Annotated in this window: 13 protein-coding genes and 1 pseudogene; 9 read left to right on the forward strand and 5 right to left on the reverse strand. The window is 42.0% G+C overall.

The genetic code is table 11. The features are described from left to right. Nucleotides 1-109: 109 nt before the first annotated feature. Nucleotides 110-1,243, forward strand: a complete 1,134-nt coding sequence (locus V7K31_RS27250) for an SAM-dependent methyltransferase (RefSeq protein ID WP_335098634.1) — start codon at nucleotides 110-112, stop codon at nucleotides 1,241-1,243. Between the two features lie 66 nt (nucleotides 1,244-1,309). On the opposite strand, the gene V7K31_RS27255 is transcribed toward V7K31_RS27250, so the two are convergent. Continuing rightward, on the reverse strand, nucleotides 1,310-2,215 hold the full coding sequence (locus tag V7K31_RS27255; protein ID WP_335098636.1) for an acyl-CoA desaturase: 906 nt from the start codon (nucleotides 2,213-2,215) through the stop codon (nucleotides 1,310-1,312). Nucleotides 2,216-2,564: 349 nt separating this feature from the next. Here V7K31_RS27255 and V7K31_RS27260 point away from each other — a divergent pair, with 349 nt between their 5' ends. From V7K31_RS27260 to V7K31_RS27280, 5 genes and pseudogenes are all read left to right on the forward strand, one after another. Then, nucleotides 2,565-3,668, forward strand: coding sequence for an RNA-guided endonuclease InsQ/TnpB family protein (locus tag V7K31_RS27260; protein ID WP_335098638.1), 1,104 nt, complete (start codon nucleotides 2,565-2,567; stop codon nucleotides 3,666-3,668). A 451-nt stretch (nucleotides 3,669-4,119) separates the two neighbouring features. Then, nucleotides 4,120-4,308: pseudogene (locus V7K31_RS27265) on the forward strand (HNH endonuclease); the annotation flags it as partial. Nucleotides 4,309-4,356: 48 nt separating this feature from the next. Continuing rightward, nucleotides 4,357-4,629, forward strand: a complete 273-nt coding sequence (locus V7K31_RS27270; protein ID WP_335098641.1) for a hypothetical protein — start codon at nucleotides 4,357-4,359, stop codon at nucleotides 4,627-4,629. 241 nt (nucleotides 4,630-4,870) lie between these two features. Next, a complete protein-coding gene (trpS, locus tag V7K31_RS27275; RefSeq protein WP_335098643.1) occupies nucleotides 4,871-5,881 on the forward strand; it encodes a tryptophan--tRNA ligase in 1,011 nt (336 codons plus the stop codon). Between the two features lie 58 nt (nucleotides 5,882-5,939). Continuing rightward, nucleotides 5,940-6,860: a methylenetetrahydrofolate reductase gene (locus tag V7K31_RS27280; RefSeq protein ID WP_335098645.1), complete on the forward strand. Its 921-nt coding sequence runs from the start codon at nucleotides 5,940-5,942 to the stop codon at nucleotides 6,858-6,860. Nucleotides 6,861-7,319: 459 nt separating this feature from the next. Here the strand turns inward: V7K31_RS27280 and V7K31_RS27285 are convergent, their stop codons facing one another. Together V7K31_RS27285 and ruvC are read right to left on the reverse strand one after the other, a co-directional pair. After that, entirely contained in the window at nucleotides 7,320-7,553 is a 234-nt protein-coding gene (locus tag V7K31_RS27285; RefSeq protein WP_335098647.1) for an EF-hand domain-containing protein, read from the reverse strand. A 206-nt stretch (nucleotides 7,554-7,759) separates the two neighbouring features. Next, nucleotides 7,760-8,251 (reverse strand): crossover junction endodeoxyribonuclease RuvC, encoded by a 492-nt coding sequence (ruvC, locus tag V7K31_RS27290; RefSeq protein ID WP_335098649.1) that lies wholly within the window; start codon nucleotides 8,249-8,251, stop codon nucleotides 7,760-7,762. A 174-nt stretch (nucleotides 8,252-8,425) separates the two neighbouring features. Between ruvC and V7K31_RS27295 the strand changes: the two genes are divergently transcribed. Together V7K31_RS27295 and tsaE are read left to right on the forward strand one after the other, a co-directional pair. Next, nucleotides 8,426-9,796, forward strand: a complete 1,371-nt coding sequence (locus V7K31_RS27295; protein WP_335098651.1) for a gluconeogenesis factor YvcK family protein — start codon at nucleotides 8,426-8,428, stop codon at nucleotides 9,794-9,796. Between the two features lie 90 nt (nucleotides 9,797-9,886). Next, a complete protein-coding gene (gene tsaE, locus V7K31_RS27300) occupies nucleotides 9,887-10,342 on the forward strand; it encodes a tRNA (adenosine(37)-N6)-threonylcarbamoyltransferase complex ATPase subunit type 1 TsaE (protein WP_335098653.1) in 456 nt (151 codons plus the stop codon). 993 nt (nucleotides 10,343-11,335) lie between these two features. On the opposite strand, the gene V7K31_RS27305 is transcribed toward tsaE, so the two are convergent. Together V7K31_RS27305 and V7K31_RS27310 are read right to left on the reverse strand one after the other, a co-directional pair. Further along, a complete protein-coding gene (locus tag V7K31_RS27305) occupies nucleotides 11,336-12,511 on the reverse strand; it encodes a patatin-like phospholipase family protein (protein ID WP_335098655.1) in 1,176 nt (391 codons plus the stop codon). A 71-nt stretch (nucleotides 12,512-12,582) separates the two neighbouring features. After that, a complete protein-coding gene (locus tag V7K31_RS27310; protein ID WP_335098657.1) occupies nucleotides 12,583-13,902 on the reverse strand; it encodes a dihydroorotase in 1,320 nt (439 codons plus the stop codon). A 454-nt stretch (nucleotides 13,903-14,356) separates the two neighbouring features. Between V7K31_RS27310 and lepB the strand changes: the two genes are divergently transcribed. Then, entirely contained in the window at nucleotides 14,357-14,998 is a 642-nt protein-coding gene (lepB, locus tag V7K31_RS27315; RefSeq protein ID WP_335098660.1) for a signal peptidase I, read from the forward strand. Nucleotides 14,999-15,048: the final 50 nt, after the last annotated feature.

Below are 15,048 nucleotides of genomic sequence, written 5' to 3' on the forward strand. Positions count from 1 at the left end.
TATTTTTATATGTATGTTAACATTTATTACATTTTAGTGTAAAAAAACTAAAAAAATCCATTTTTATACTATATTAACCTTATTTTAATGCTTGTTAGGAGTTATGACGATGACTAGTAGTACCCTGCTGCAAGAAATAGAAAAGTATATCCCGATTGTGGGAGATATAAATATCAAGAGTCCATTAGCATACCAAGCAACTCGTGGGGTGGTTGAGGTAGTCAACACAGTCCAAATGGCAGTAGCGGAGGCTTATATCAACGGATTAGAAGTTCCTGATTCAGTTCTAGAATCGCTTTTCGATACCTGTATGCCGATTTTCTTTCAGTATTTACCATCCCTCCTGGCACCGTATGAATGGGTATTAAAAGAAACTGATCATCTCGCCGAAGGATCGCGGGAACTAATGAAAATTCAGTACGACTTGCCTCAAGCCATGCTGAATACTATGTTATGGGACGGGAAAGTTATTTATCCTAAGTACAGCATGGGATTGTGGGAAAAAGGAGCATTAAACCTTGAGCAATCCCAGATGCACATGATTGATGATCTGATTGAAAAGTTCGACATCAAGGACGGAGACAATATCTTAGACTTTGGCTGCGGGTGGGGATGTGTTCCTAATTATATTCTTTCTAAGTTTCCCAACGTTAAGTTTACAGGTCTTAATTTGAGCCATCAGCAATGTGAATATATCCGCCACAAAATGCAAGATCCTGACAGTTATCTCAGTTCAGATCGCTTTACCCTATATGAAGGTGATTTGAATAATGCAAATTTCGAGACAAAGTTTGATAAAATCCTCTCGATTGGTGTTTTTTGTCATGTTGGTAACTTAACGGGAGCCTTTAAAAAATTAGCTTCGTTTCTGAAGGATGATGGCAAAGTTTTTATTCACATCATCACAGTCCGCATCCCTAACAATATGTCTAGCGTTTACACTCACAAATATATTTTCCCACACGGTCGGTACTGGAATTACGATGCAGTTCCCAGCCATCAACAAGACCTCAAAACAATTCAAAAATGGTATCTTAATGGCTCTAATTACTCTAAAACACTAACTCACTGGTTACGAAATTTTGACGACAACCAGGCAACAATAAAAACATTAAACTATGGCATGGACTATGCCAAGTTTCGCCGGATATGGAGGTTTTATTTGATCTGGTTTATTCGCAATTTTGCTTGTTGTGATGGAGAATATAATGGTAATGGTCAATTTTTAATGGTTCATGCTTAACCGGACAAAGGTAGAGTTTTGCCTGTTAGGGGTTGAATGGCATAGTCGCAATTGTCAACCAGAATATTAGACGGATGTCTCCACTTCAGCTTTGAACACTGAGTTCTGACAGTTTTGGTTTCTGGCGCAAGCGAGAAGTTCTGTTTCAGAAGGCACTCTAATCTTTGACGCTAGCTTCAAGAATTCAAGCATTTTGATGAACCAAAATGTTGGGTCTAGAAGATAGGCAACCTGGCCTTCTCGCACGGTTATGCCATGTCGGGCTGAGGACTGGAATGCATGATGAAGATTATGCCAGCCTTCACCCAGGGTCAGAAACGCGACGAGCCAATGGTTTCGACTGTAGTCGTTGGTTGTGAACGGTTGCTCGCCCAGTATGTGACTGAGTGAGTTGACGGTGGCGACACAGTGGAAAAGGATAGTCGTGCTGAGGAAAAAAGCGCCGAGATATTCAGTTCCGCCGATGTAGTAAGAGATAGCACCGAGAGCAATGGTAGGAATGAAGTGCAAACGGTCAACAATCTTCAAAACCAGATTACTCTCAACATCGGTGGGAAGCTTCGATGGAAAAAACTGTGAGGAGAATAGCCATCCAGCTTGAGACCACCAGAATCCTTTGATTCCCTTGAAAGGCATATAGGGGGAATGAGGATCTTTTTCCTGGTCTGAGCATTGATGATGGGCTACGTGGTGAGCTTTCCACCAACTTGGCCCCATCTGTCCGGCTGAAGCAGCTATAATGCTTCCAACCAATAGAACTGAGGTTGGAGCCTGGTAGCTCTTGTGGGTGAGTAGCCTATGATAGATGCCAGTAGTTGCAAGCATTCGTATTATATATAAGAACACAGCCCACAAGGCAGCACCCCACGATAAGCCAGTAACAATAATGAGTAGTGATCCTAAATGACTCACCACGATCAAAGTAGGACCTAGTATGTAAGAAATAATCGTGAGTTGAGAGTACTGCTTCATTAGTGTTCTAACGTCCTTAAGCTTCAAAATAGAAATGCACCAAATCCTCGCCGCAGTTAAGCTCGCGGATAGCAGAATGCCCACTGTTGCCAGCGTTAACACCACAAGCATATCTTGGCACAATTCGCTTCATTGGAATATGAAAAACAGCTTCAAACACAAGCGATCGCAAAAAAGCAGTAAAATTGAGTTCCTTTGTGAGCTTTGTTAATGCATCGACTTTTTATTTACCGAAAAATTGGGTAAAAGCCCCGTCATAAAGGACGGCTTTATATTATATTTCCTGAGATATTTGATAATCTTATGATAGATATGTTCTTATAAGATAAGTAAAACAAGAAAGATATTCATGCTAGTTTTTGAGTTCAAGACCTACGGTAAAGCCTTGCAGTTCCAAGCAATTAATGAGGCGATCCGAACGACTCAGTTCATTCGGAATAAAGCTATCAGATTGTGGATGGACGGGCAAGCTTCGTCATGGATTGAACTTTCACGGCATTGTGCATTATTAGCTGCATTGTTTCCTTTTGCGAATAAGTTAAACTCAATGGCTAGGCAAGCCGCAGCAGAACGAGCATGGGCTGCTATCTCTCGATTTTATGACAACTGTAAGAAAAAGATATCTGGCAAAAAGGGATTCCCCCAATTCCAGAAAGACTGTCGGTCTGTTGAATATAAATCATCAGGCTGGAAGCTTGCAGATAATCGTAAATCGATAACTTTCACCGATAAAAACGGTATTGGTAAATTAAAGCTAAAAGGCACTCGTGACCTACATTTTTATCAAATCAACCAGATAAAACGAGTGAGATTGGTAAAACGTGCCGATGGCGTGTACGCCCAATTCTGTGTTGATGCAAATCGGACGGAGAACACGCAACCAACTCATCAAACTGTTGGTTTAGATGTCGGGTTGGAGAGCTTTTATACCGATTCACTTGGAAACAAGGTTGAAAATCCTCGATTCTCTCGAACTCTTGTACGCAAGATGAAACGGTCACAAAGACTGGTTTCTCGCAAAGTTAAAGGTTCTAGCAATAGACGCAAAGCACGGAATATATTAGGTAGAGTTCACCTCAAAATAAGTAGACAGCGCAAAGACCATGCATTGATTTTGGCAAGGTGCGTAATCACATCAAACGATGTAGTCGTCTATGAAGATTTGAGGATTAAGAACATGGTCAAAAATCATTGTTTGGCGAAATCAATCAATGACGCTGGATGGTATCAATTTAGAGTTTGGTTAGAGTATTTTGGGAAAGTATTTAAGAGGATTACTATTGCGGTAAATCCCTCATATACCAGTCAGGAATGCTCTAACTGTGGGGTAATTGTGAAAAAATCACTATCTACTCGCACACACGTCTGTCAGTGCGGTTGCAATCTAGATAGAGATCATAACGCCTCTCTAAAGTGCGATTCGTTCAGTCGAAACCGAGCAATCGGGGGATGACTGGCTTCTACAGGGTAATCCATAAGGATTGAGTTCGCACTTTAATCCCTTGTAGATGACAACTTCATAACCTTGCAGGTGAGCGCTGGTACCCTAGAAAACGTCAAGTCCTGTCCTCCAGACGTAGGAGTGAAAGCATATCCCCCACTGTAGAGACTAGCCCTCAATCGGTGAAGCGGGGATAAAAGCGGAAAGAGCTACCAGCCTTAAGGTGGTGTCCCGTGAGCAAGTTCCTATGGATAGCAAATGCGAAGTCATTGTTTGAATCACCGTTAAGGCGAACCAGTGAAATTAGGCTTTATGCACTGGGAGTCCCAAAAGGGCAGTAGAAAAGGGTGGTATGAGGATTTGAATCGACATACCTACGTCACCCCAAAACTCGGTGAAGAGATGACATCCTAACGGAACCAACAAATGGTTTAAAAGGCAAAAAGGTAAATGCGCCCACTGTGATAACTACTTCAAAGATGGAGATTCGATAGAAGTTGACCATACCATCCCTAAATCGAAAGGTGGAAAGGATTCATATAATAATTGGCAACTACTCCATCGACATTGCCACGATAAAAAGACTGCCTTTGATGGTAGTCTCGGTAAAAAAAATGTAGCTGAAATACTGCTAAACCTAAGCCACCTTTAGAACCAGACTATTAGCCTGGGGAAAATATAAGTTGGTAATGACGTACTGATGACAACAGCCGTTTTACTGAGGAGCGGAATGATGGGAAACTATCACGTTCCGTTTTGGAGAGCAGTGGAGGGGGCAACTCCTTCACTGACTTTAATCATTCTTAATTTAGGATTGGGTACTGTAGGGCATACAGGAACCTTTGCGCTAGCCCAAAGTTGGGCGCGGGAGGATTCCCGCGTCAACCTTTCCAAGACAGACGCAAGCAACTCTTTGGGAGAAACGACCTCTACTCGTGCTGGAGAAATCCTGCACGAGCAAGTTGTCTCGTAGATCAAAGAATCCCCGTGCCTTCTCCCAAGGGGAGACGCAAGCGCGAACAGGTCCGGAAGTGTCAAATCTCTCATTCCCTAACGGCGAGTTGACCTGGAAAATGTCAAAATTAAATGAGTTTTGCGTAGGCGCATACTCCTACGAAGAAGCAAGCTACGCGTAGTGTCTGGTAGAGTTGCGACTTGTTGCCAGACATCGCCACTTGAGATAACGCGGATTTGAGATAACTAAGTTGAAATTTATGGGCAAGCAACGTGTTCTTTCTGGAGTTCAACCAACCGGCAATTACCATCTAGGTAACTACTTGGGAGCCATTCGCAACTGGGTAGAAGGTCAGAGCGAATACGAAAATTACCTTTTTGTGGCTGATTTGCACGCGATTACAGTGCCACACGACCCCACACAGTTGGCAGCTGATACCTACACCCTTGCTGCTCTCTATCTAGCTTGTGGTCTTGATTTAAATCACTCCACTATTTTTGTACAATCCCACGTTTCGGCCCACAGTGAACTCACCTGGTTGCTCAACTGCATTACACCCCTAAACTGGCTGCAAGATATGATCCAGTTCAAAGAAAAGGCTGTTAAACAGGGAGAAAATGTGAGTGCAGGCTTGTTGGATTACCCAGTGCTAATGGCGGCTGATATTTTGCTTTACCAAGCGGATAAAGTGCCAGTGGGTGAAGACCAAAAGCAACACTTGGAATTGACACGGGATATTGCAGCTCGGTTAAATCACCAATTTGGTAAACCAGATCAACTAGTTCTGAAATTACCAGACCCTTTGATTCGTAAGGAAGGGGCAAGGGTGATGAGCTTGGCGGACGGTACACGCAAAATGTCGAAGTCTGATCCTTCAGAATTAAGCCGGATCAGTTTGCTAGATTCACCAGAACAGATTCAATACAAGATTAAGCGTTGTAAAACCGATCCGATTCGTGGGCTGACTTTTGATGATCCCGCGCGTCCAGAGTGTAATAATTTGTTAACGCTGTATACATTGCTTTCTGGTAAAACGAAGGAAGATGTAGCAGTTGAGTGTCAGGATATGGGCTGGGGACAATTCAAGCCATTGTTGACAGACACAATTATTGAGTCCCTAAAACCAATTCAAGAAAAATATCAGGTGATAACGGCAGATAAAGGCTATCTAGAATCTGTGTTGCGGGATGGAGGGGAGAAAGCTAGGGCGATCGCCAATCAAACTTTATCACAAGTAAAATCTGCTTTGGGCTACTCTCTCCCTCTATAAGTTTTCCCTTTTAGGTGTGATTCGCTATACCATTTAAGAAATTGAAATTCTTAATTTTATGCATCACACCCATAGCCGGACAGCCTTCAAGAGAGCTGTACAAGCAGGTGAATTTCTCGTTACTGCCGAGGTAGCACCACCAAAAGGGGGAGATCCAGCGCACATGATTCAAATGGCGGCGACTCTTAAGGGAAGGGTTCATGCTGTCAATGTTACTGATGGTAGCCGCGCCGTGTTACGGATGTCTTCGTTAATGGCGTCGGTGATTTTGTCACAAAACGGTATAGAGCCGATTTGTCAAGTTGCTTGCCGCGATCGCAACCGCATTGCTTTACAAGCTGATTTGATGGGCGCTCATGCTTTGGGCGTACATAACATTTTAGCTTTGACTGGCGACTCAGTAAAAGCAGGCGATCATCCAGATGCCAAAGCTGTGTTTGACTTGGAAGCTGTGCGACTGCTGCAACTGATTCGGAAGATGAATCAAGGCGTTGATTGCAACGAGAAACCTTTGACTGATGGAGCGTTAGATTTATTTGTGGGTGCAGCAGTAGATCCGCAATGTAAAAGTTGGTCGGGTTTGCAAAGTCGATTTGAACGTAAAATCGAAGCCGGAGCGCAGTTTTTTCAAAGTCAGTTGATTACCGATTTTGATCTGCTAGAAAAGTTTATGAACTTAATTGCTGCTGGCTATAAAAAACCGATTTTGGCAGGGATTTTTCTGTTGAAATCGGCAAAAAATGCCCAGTTTATTAATAGATGTGTTCCGGGTGTAAATATTCCCCAACATATTATTGATAGATTAGCAAAAGCCAAAGATCCTTTTGAGGAAGGGATAAAAATTGCCGCCGAGCAAGTGCAAATAGCGCGGCAATTATGTCAGGGTGTCCACATGATGGCGGTGAAACGGGAAGATGCGATCGCGCCAATTTTAGATTTGGCTGGGATTGCTCCAGTTAATCAGTTGGTATCCAAATAAATGAGATAACGCATTTTTTATTAAAGCAGATGGTAACAACCATTTGCTTTTTTTAACGCCGAATCAGACGCCTAGATTTTTCACGGTATCTGGAAAACCTCACTTCTAGAGGAGAAAGACGCGACTACAGTACGCAGCGTCTAAAATTTAACTCTAATTCTTCTGCTTAACTTTTCGTTACATAATTAGAAATTTTCCCGCCTACTTACTTATGCTGAAGTGTCTCGTTGGCTTTGCAAAAGCTTGGGAAGCGTTAGGGAAGGCTTGGGAAGCTAGTAAAGATGCTAACGGGTCAGGGAAGGTTAGAGAGTTAGGGAAAATTGGGAGAGATTAGGAGGTTAATGTCTAATGACTGATGTCCAATAACTTATAAAACCCTGCTATCGATCAACGCAGTGTTGAAATAGCAGGGTTTACGTAGGGTTATCGGGGGCGGAGGTTACTTTGATTTTTTGACTGCTAGTTTAAATTACTTGCTTTCTTAACTGCTTCCTTTAACTCTTCAAAGGTAATACTACCGTCTTTGTCTGAATCATACTGTACTAGTAACTCCTGGGGACTATTGGTATTTGTTTCTGATGAGATGATTGCACTTAAGCCAGGACTTAAAAAAAGATCATTAATGGAGACTTTGCCGTCTTGATCGCTATCTAAGGTATTAAAAAGAGATTGAAGCTCTTGCTCGGTTGCCATAAGTTTCTATCTGAATTAGTTTTTCAATTTAATATCTCAAAATCTTGACAAAGACGCAAGGACAGTTAAGACAGTTAAGGTGTACTCTGTGATACAGGGACGTTACTTGAATATTGCGCTTTATCTTTGAAAACACTGTGCTGTATATTGCTTAAGCAAAGCGTGCAAGATATTCAGTCAGATAAGTTTATTCTCTTTTTACAAACCTACACCTGAAACCAAGCAGTCAATGCTACTGCCAAAGCATCCGCAGCATCATCTGGCTTGGGAATATCATCTAAATCTAACTCCCGAGCCACCGCCTCTTGCACTTCTGACTTATCAGCATTGCCATAACCTGTTAAAGCTTGTTTAATTTGAGCGGGAGTAAACTCTACGTAGGGAAGACGACGCTGACCCAACACCAAAATGAGTACACCCCGTGCCTGTGCAACGACGATTGTATTTGACATTCGATAGAAGAATAGTTTCTCGATCGCCACCAAATCCGGTTGCAACTCCTCCATCAGGGTGTGTAAATCATCAAACAAGGTACATAGGCGCTGCCCCATTTCTACATCTGCTGACGTTCTGATTACCCCAAAATCTAGCATATTTACTGTAGTCTCTTGCACCTTGTGAGAAATTTGTGTGCAGGTAATTGCCCCAAATCCTAAAATTGCCAGCCCTGGATCTAATCCTAAAATTCGTTTTTCCATTAAATTCACTTTTACCAAGCCAGGCTATTGTTTAACTAGAAATATTGGCAATTTTCACGACTTGCTCTTAGTCTAATAGGATTGACAAATATAATAGTTCCACGCCTGGTGTTTTAAACCAAGTGGTATAGGTTTTCTGTTAATTATTGTTTGTAGCACTGCTCCAAATCAGGTATGTCAATTGGTTTTCTCAGACAAGCCCTCAACGCCCTGCAAAAGCAGTCGCGCTCTCGTACTTCCTATCGGGTTAACCAGTGGTTCAAATGGTTATCCCCTGGACTATCGGTAAAACGTTGGTTGTTGATCAGTGTTGGAGGTGTACTGCTAGCGAGTTTGGGGTTAGCTATTTGGATTAAGCTGACCCCAATTTTTTGGATGATCGAGTTGTTTAGGAGTTTTCTGGGAGTAATCACCAACATCTTACCCAACTATATCAGTGGGCCTTTGGTGCTGCTTGGCGGCTTGCTGTTAGTGCTTTGGGGGCAAACTCGCACCGTAGGCTCAATTACTAAGGTACTAAGAGCAGAAGGCGGAGAGGAACTCATTGATGTCTTGCTCGCTCATCGTCGATTGTACCGAGGCCCGAAAATAGTGGTAATTGGTGGTGGTACGGGACTTTCTACGTTGTTGAGGGGACTAAAAACCTACAGCGCTAATATTACTGCCATTGTCACTGTCGCCGACGATGGTGGATCTTCTGGGCGGTTGCGTGAAGAGTTTGGAGTGCTACCACCAGGGGATATCCGCAATTGTTTGGCTGCACTAGCAGATGAAGAAAAGTTATTAACAGAATTGTTTCAATACCGTTTTCGGGCTGGAGATGGGTTAACGGGTCACAGTTTTGGCAATTTGTTTTTAACGGCAATGAGTGATATTACTGGAGATTTAGAACAAGCAGTTGCAGCCAGTTCCAAAGTGCTAGCGGTACGGGGACAAGTACTACCAGCAACTCTCAGTGATGTTCGCCTCTGGGCAGAATTAGCCGATGGTCGTCGCATTAATGGGGAGTCTAGCATTCCCAAAGCTGGCGGTAAAATTGTTAAAATTGGCTGCATTCCAGCTAATCCTCCGGCGGTGCCAGCAGCTATTAAGGCACTTAAAGAAGCTGATTACATCATTATTGGCCCAGGTAGCCTTTATACTAGCCTGATTCCTAATTTATTAGTACCAGAAATTGCCGATGCGATCGCTCAAACAGATGCCCCCCGTATTTATATCTGCAATATAATGACTCAACCAGGAGAAACTGAAGGCTACACTGTTGCCGATCACATCAGAGCAATTGATGCTGCTTGTGGGCAAAGACGGCTATTTGATGCTGTGCTAATACACAACAAATCCCCCTCGGAGCAATCACTCATCCGCTACGCCCAACAAAACTCGCATCCCGTTTTCCTGGATAGAGAAGCCGTAACTCAGCTAGGGCGAAGGATTGTTCCAGCTAATGTTTTGTATGAAGATGAAACGGGTTTTGTACGTCACAATCCGCAGAAATTAGCACGAGTGTTATTGCGGTGGTACGGTAGAGCTCATCATGGTAGGTAGTCATTAGTCATTAGTCATTAGTCATTAGTGAATAAGCAATCCCTCATGCCCCATGCCCCATGCCCAATGCCCCATGCCCAATGACTAATTATGAAAATTTTTCTTGCAGATACAGAGGCGACGCTACTTTTAGGTATTACTCTTGGTGAATCCCTGACCCCTGGCAGTGTAATTTTACTAGAAGGTGATTTAGGTGCTGGTAAAACTACCCTAGTTCAAGGTATTGGCAAGGGTTTGGGAATTGCTGAACCCATTGTCAGTCCCACTTTCACCCTGATTAATGAGTATACAGAAGGACGCCTCCCCCTTTACCACCTGGATTTATATCGCTTAGAACCACAAGAAGTTGCAGCCCTAAATTTAGAAAGTTACTGGGAAGGTGTTGAAGTCATCTCAGGAATTGTGGCAGTTGAATGGGCAAAACGATTGCCCTATAAGCCAGATAGTTATTTAAGTGTGAGTTTGACTTATGGGCATGGGGGCACTCGTCAAGTCGAACTTATACCATTCAATTGTGCCATTAGCGAAGTTATTGCCGCGATTTAAGCTCATCTCCTGACTTACAGCTATTTTCAAGTAAATAGACTACGCGGTAGGGGCACAGCAATGCTCATGAGTGTCAACTTAAGCGCAAACCCTTTTAAAACCTCGTTTCCAGCAAGAAGGCTGGAAATGCAGATCAATTGCGGCTCTGCCGCTTTTCAAGAGGCTCCGCCTCTAGAACGGCATTCCCAGTCGGAGACTCTTAACGAGACAATCTAAAAGCTGCTTCTAGAAAGGCTTTCAGGTTAAGTTGACACCAATGAGCAATGCTGTGCCCTTACGACTGATGTGGTTTAAATACTTGAATTTTGCTGTAAGTACAAGGGATTTCACTTTTTTGATCACAACACTAGAAAATTTCTACAAATAGTCGAGGAAGAACTCTACACTCGTCCTATCTGCCACTACCACGCTCACCACTGTCAGTCCCTAACATTGTTATCTAAACCAAAAATAAATGAAAGAATTGTTCAACAGCAGATATATTGCAACAGAGCCAATGTAAATAAACTGTTGTTGGATTAAATGAGAGTTTTTACAGAACTTAGTCAGCTTGGTTGAACCAGATTAGTTATCTACTGTCATTCAGAGATCCAATCGAGATTATTTAGCAGCGAAAGCTAGTAGAGAAAAGTTAAATAACAATAAAGTTCTGTACAAGTCGGTCGTCTAACTTTCCTTACACTTAGTATTCCCAAGTTAGGTTCACAATCTATACAAAAGAAGAAACTAATTTATGAGTTTTAAAAAAAAGTTTAAATAATTTTATTTAGCAAATAATTATTCTATTTACATCTGTAATTAGCGCTGAGATCAAGGAAATTTTAAATAAAAATATCTCGTATTTTCTACGTTGATTGTGTGTATAAAATGCGAGATATTTTATCCTCTACCAATCCGATTTTATTAGTGAACTAATAATTAAGGACTTTAATCCTTATTTTCTAAGCACTAAAGTCCTTACTAAAAACCCTTCATTACTAACTTGACAAAGTACTAGTTATCTCTAATGAAAGAGGCGATCGCCTCTTTTATCGGAAAACCGGAGTCGTCTCTGGTATAGTAAGTAAGCCCTTTATCAATGAATGCAGAGGTAGTATCTATTAACTGCTGAAGAACCTCCGCACTAGTGTTATCTATTTCTTCACTGATTTTTTCCGCTGTAAATCGGTTTTTTCGATCTTCTGGAGCTAATACAATCCGAGGATCTTTATAAGTTTCTTGTGGCTTGGGTTTAAATGTCTCATTTAAGTCAAACTGAAGACGTAAGTAACGTTTAGAATCGTATCCGCCCATGATTTGTCGGGAAATTGTACTACCAATCTCAGATGTAGGTTCCATAAAGATATTAGTAAGATTTTTTGCCCAGTCGAAGCCTCTCCATTTACTTATTTGCTTATATTGATATGGTTCACCAGTTTGACCTGTGCCAATAGAAAGGATAGAAATATCTTCCAATCGCAGATTATCCAGTTTATATTTTTGCTTGATTGTTGGAGAGACTGAAGACTGACTAATCCTCATAACTAGACTCAAAGCTGCCAGAGACGGGTTGTTAGCAGAAACTCCTCCATCAATGTGTGGGAATTCCCAATCACCAAATTTTTCTTTATCTACAGGTTCTAATTTATATGGTGGGAAAAAAGTGGGAGCTGAAGCAGAAGCGGTACATATCTCCCATAAATAACAGTCATCGTACCATCTGTCTCCTAGATCGGGATGACAATTTGTAAAAAAGGTTGTATTACGATATAGGGTATCGTAAGCAAGAATCAAAATAATCGGTTTTTCAATATCCTTTATTCTTGTGGATTTATACGCATCTTTGAGAACGCTAATAATTCCATCATGAGAATATTTAGGTGGTGAAAGTACATTCAAAATGGATTTTATGAGCGGCGGTAAGTTTTTGTAGCGGTCTTTTCTCTGCTGCGGGAATATATCTTTCCCCCGATCTCTATACAGTTTAATTAGTTCATCACTGTTTTTTCCAAGACCAATACCTCCTGTTAATATTGAACCAGTAGAAGTACCAGCAACCATGTCAAAGTATTCGTGTAAAAACTTTCCTTTCCCCTGATTTATAATTTCTTGCTCTACTTGTTGAAGTATTCGGGCTGCAATGACTCCACGAATACCGCCACCGTCTAAAGCCAAAATTTTGAAGGACATAGCAATTTTCCTTGATTATTTATTTTGATGTGTAACTATTTGTCTACTACATAAGCTTAAATAAATATTTGCTACAAGAAAGTTAAAGCTTGACCCCGCACTTGCGTATTTACCTGGCCTTTGTCATAAACTATCTCACCGCCGACAATGGTGGTTGTAGCCCAGCCGGTGAGGTTCCAGCCTTCAAAGGGACTCCAATGGCATTTGGTTAAAAGTTCCTCGCGCCGGACTGGACGATATGTGTTTAAATCTACAAGCACTAAATCGGCATCGTAACCAGGCGCGATCGCTCCTTTATTGGGAATACCATAAGCTACAGCTACAGCTTTGGACATCCAGTTCACAACTTGAGCTACAGTACACTGTCCCTGCATTGCCGCAGTTAACATCAAAGCTAGAGAAGTTTCTACTCCAGGCATTCCCGAAGGACTATTGGGGTATTCTTGAGCTTTCTCTTCTAAGGTGTGGGGGGCGTGATCTGTCGCAATGAAATCAATCACGCCATCGCGCAAAGCTTGCCAGAGAACTTCGTTATCGTGGGGCGATCGCAAAGGTGGATTCATCTGTGCTAAGGTACCAATCTGCTCATAAGCGCTAGTATTCAACAACAAATGCTGTGGCGTTACCTCTGCTGTCACCCAACTAGGTTTCTCCTGACGCAGCAAATCAGCTTCTTCGGCAGTTGACATATGCAGAATATGCAGACGACGTTGATATTTTTGAGAAAGTTTTAATGCCAGTTGAGTTGCAAGCATTGCCGCTTGATTATCTTGAATTTGCGAATGAACGGCGGGATCATGAATGTTGGCAAATTCTTGGCGGCGTTGGTTGATTCTAGCTTGATCTTCGGCATGAACGGCAATCAAGCGATCGCCTTTAGCAAATATTGCAGAGAGTGCTGTTTCGCCATCAACCAGCAATTGACCATGCATCGACCCCATGAAAATCTTAATTCCCGGTGTTGGCTTTGCCAAAAGTAAATCTGGTAGATTCTCTGCTGTTGCCCCAATAAAAAAGCCATAATTAACCAAGCACTTTTGTGAGGCACGTTCTAACTTATCGTCTAAAGCCTGCTGTGTCGTTGTCAGGGGGCGTGTGTTGGGCATTTCTAAAAAAGAAGTGACTCCGCCTTTAGCACAGGCACAACTGGCGGTGAACAAATCTTCCTTGTGTTCTAGCCCAGGTTCGCGGAAATGCACCTGCGGATCAATAACTCCCGGCAACAAAGTTAACCCTTCTGCGTCAATTTCAGTGGCTAGTGCTGTTTGGGAGATTTCTGGCGCAACTTCGACTATTTGGCGATCGCGCGTCAACACATCCCCAATCATCAGTTCACCATTGGGTAAGATTATCTGAGCGCGGCGAATCAGTAAAGTTTTTGGAGATGACATAGGGATAAAGAATTTAAAATGGGGAAATGCAATCTTGGCAAGTATCCTGGCTATCGAATCAATCTAAATTCAAGCAACGGCAGCTTATGTGTTATGAAGAACTATGCTTTTAGGTTAAACTGAGTCGCGATCGGAGTAACCAATTTTTGCCGCGCCTAAAAAAAAGTTTATTTTTAATTTATGAAAAAACCCGTCAATCAATTTTGGATTTTAGATTTAGGATTTGGGATTAACCGTATCCTAGAACACCAATTCTGTAATCCTGGAAGAACCTCTCCCCCAACCCCTCTCTGTTTCGGAGAGGGGAGTTTAGCTAATCTCAAATCTACAATCTAAAATTGGTAGTCAAGATGCGAACATGACTAGGAAATTAAAGTTTTCCCGTTAAGATTAACAGATAAAGTCTCACTAGGCGAGTTAATTACCTAAATTTTTACTTCAGTTAAGTAATTTCATGCAAAATCAAGTGTCTGATAACAACTCTAGTCAACAACCTGATAATTCCTGGATCGCAGAGCTAGGTAGAACAATTGTATTGAGCATTGTTCTAGCTCTGGGAATTCGTACCTTTGTTGCTGAAGCACGCTGGATTCCTTCTGGATCGATGGAACCAACTCTGCATGGTACGCCCAACCAGTGGGAAGCAGACAAAATCATTGTCGATAAATTGAAGTATAAATTTGCTGACCCGCAACGGGGAGATGTCGTAGTATTTTCACCTACAAAAGAGCTACAAAAAGAACAATATCAGGATGCTTTTATTAAACGTATAATTGGCCTACCTGGAGAAAAAGTACAACTTAAGGATGGCAAAGTTTATATCAACAACAAATCCTTGCCAGAATCTAATTACCTAAGTTCTGGGCAGAGTACAGTCATTGATGTTTGCCAATCAGGGCCACAGCCACCTTTTTTAGCAAAACCCCAGACTATACCAGCCGATTCATATTTAGTACTAGGTGACAATCGTAACAATAGTTATGATGGTCGCTGCTGGGGTCTTGTCCCCCGCCAGAATATTATTGGACGTGCTGTACTTCGCTTCTGGCCTCTAAATCATATTGGCGGAATAGATAAATCGCCACTATATCCGTAATTAACAATATTACTAAAGTGGATAATTGACACTCCTCGTCCTAAAGGCGC

This window comes from Nostoc sp., assembly GCF_036917675.1.
Classification (GTDB): Bacteria; Cyanobacteriota; Cyanobacteriia; order Cyanobacteriales; family Nostocaceae; genus Nostoc.